Origin of the sequence: Streptomyces sp. SID3343 (assembly GCF_009865215.1) — a bacterium.
Lineage (GTDB): Bacteria > Actinomycetota > Actinomycetes > Streptomycetales > Streptomycetaceae > Embleya.
This window is the reverse complement of the sequence record NZ_WWJX01001096.1, coordinates 1-2,604: the sequence shown is the minus strand read 5'-3', so window position 1 is coordinate 2,604 and position 2,604 is coordinate 1. Positions and strand designations below refer to the sequence as shown.

Annotated in this window: 1 protein-coding gene; it reads left to right on the top strand. The window is 68.5% G+C overall.

What is annotated here, in order from left to right; translation table 11 throughout:
• Positions 1–724: 724 nt before the first annotated feature.
• Positions 725–2,604, top strand: a 1,880-nt coding sequence (locus GT354_RS34385) for a non-ribosomal peptide synthetase (RefSeq protein ID WP_161360287.1), incomplete at its 3' end; no start/stop codon positions are given.

The following is a 2,604-nucleotide window of genomic DNA, read 5'->3' as shown; positions in this document are numbered from 1 at the left end:
CATCCCGCCCGCCGCACCCGCCCGGCGATCGGGCGGCGACCCGGGACCGGCTCGCCCGGCCCGACGCAACCCCCGGAGCCCGAACCGGCATCCGGTCGCGAAGGCGAACGTGAGGTCACCGACCCGTCACTCCACGTGTATCCCCGCCCGTCGCAACGGGCCAATCCACGTTGGCTCATATTCACCTGTTCCCGCCCGATGCCCCGAACCTAGTTTTCATTTCGCCTTCAATACGCGATCGGGTGAATGTGCGGATCCGAAAAAACGGCGTAAGAGGCAGCGAAACCGTGATCGCGTCGGACGGAAACGATCACGTACTTCGGATTACACCGGGAACCGGTGTAGCGACAGTCGCGCCGGCTGTCGGCTACCGGCGGATGAGAGTGGCACGGGCGATCGGATATCCGATCGTTCGCCGTGCTCTCCTCCTCGCGGGCGGCGCCCTTTCACGGCACCGCGCCTCGATTCTCGATCCTCGGTCGTTCGCCGGATTCTGCCGCGCGATACGACGGCGCCAACCCACGGTGGGTCGAAACCCGTGGGGGCCTTCGGCGTCACATCCCGATTCACCTGCATCGACGTAGCGCAACACGCGCTCGCCTGAGCGCGTCGGCCCTACGCCGACCGATACCGCAGGCACTGTCGCTGTATGTGGATCAACAATCGAAAACCGAAGAATGCATCTATTCAGTTGGATTTGCACACGCACCACGGAGGAGGAGTCGTGACCCACGTGAGATCCACCCCCGCAGCAAGAAAATCGGCCGTCACCCCCGATGCTTCGCCACCGACGGACGCTCTCGACAACGCAGCGATCCGAGCACTTCCGCATTTCTTCGAGCACTCGTGCGATCGCAATCCGGAAGCCGTCGCCGTCGTCTGCGAGAACGTCGAACTGACGTACGCGGAGCTCGATCGCCGGGCCAACCGCCTCGCGCATCTGCTCGGATCCCGCGGGGTGACGCCCGGGCGTACGGTCGGAATCCTGCTGGAGCGATCGGTGGACGCCTACGTGGCGCTCCTCGCGGTGATCAAGGCGGGGGCGACCTACGTTCCCCTGGATCCGTCGTTCCCGGCCGAACGCATCGCCTTCATCGCGCAGGACGCCGACCTGTGCGAGCTGGTCACCGCGTCCGACCTGCGCCACCGCACCGCGCAACTCCCCTGCCCATTCCTCGAACTCGACGCGGTGGACCGCGCCCTGGCCGAGCAGCCCGACCACCGTCCGGGCATCGACATCGACCCGACTTCGTGGTCGTACGTGATCTACACCTCCGGCACCACCGGCCGGCCCAAGGGTGTGGCCGTGTCCCACGCGAGCATCGCCAACTTCCTGCACGTGGTCACCCCGATCTACCGGGTGAACGCGCAGGACCGGGTCTACCAGGGGCTGTCCATCGCCTTCGACTTCTCCGTCGAGGAGATCTGGCCCGCCTGGATAGCCGGCGCGACCCTGGTCGCCGGCCCCACCGACGGCCGGCGCGTCGGCCAGGGGCTGGGGGACTTCCTGCTGACCCACGCGATCACCGTGCTGTGCTGCGTGCCGACCCTGCTGACCACCATCGAGGCCGAACTACCCAAGTTGCGAAGCCTGTTGGTCAGCGGCGAGGCGTGCCCACCGGACCTGGTCCGTCGCTGGTCGCGTCCCGGCCGACGCATCCTGAACGCGTACGGGCCGACCGAGACCACCGTCACCGCCACGTGCGGCGAACTGACCCCCCACCGGCCGGTCACCATCGGCACTCCGTTGCCGACGTACCGCGTCTACATCCTCGACGAGCGGTTGCGCCCGGTCGACGAGGGCGCCGGCGGCGAGATCTGCGTCGGCGGCCCCGGCGTGGCGGTCGGCTACGTCAACCGGCCCGACCTGACCACCGAGCGGTTCGTGCCCAATCCCGTCGAACACGAACGGGCCGAGATTCCCCGCGTCTACCGCACCGGCGACCTCGGACGCCGCACCCCGAGCGGGGAGATCGAGTATCTGGGCCGCGTCGACACCCAGGTCAAGATCCGCGGCTACCGCATCGAACTCGGCGAGATCGAGGAGGTGTTGCGCGAGGACGACGCGATCGAGAACGCGGTCGTCACGCCTGTGGAACACGACGGCGTCGTCCAGGACCTCGTCGGCTACGTCACGCTCACCGACCGCGCCGGCGGCACGTCCCACGACGTGTTGCGCGAGCGCCTGCGGACGTCGCTGCAAAGCAGGCTCCCGGACTACATGATCCCCTCCTTCGTCGAGGTGCTGTCCGAGTTTCCGCTCCTGGCCGCCGACAAGGTCGACCGGACCGCCCTGCCCTCCCCCACCTCGCCGCCGCTCAACCGGCGTTCCACCGCCCACGTGGCCCCCGGCACCGCGCTGGAATGGCATCTGGCCGATGTGTGGACGGAGATCCTCGGCGGTGCGGCGATCTCCGTCGAGGACGACTTCTTCTGCGACCTGGGCGGCCACTCCATGGCGGCCGCCCGGCTGATCTCCCGACTGCGCCGGGAACCGGAGTTGCGCGGCGTGGCGATGGGGGATCTGTACGCCCATCCCACCGTCCGCGGTCTGGCCCGGTTCGTCGAGGCCGATGCCGCCGCCGCGGCCGCGCGGCCACCGTC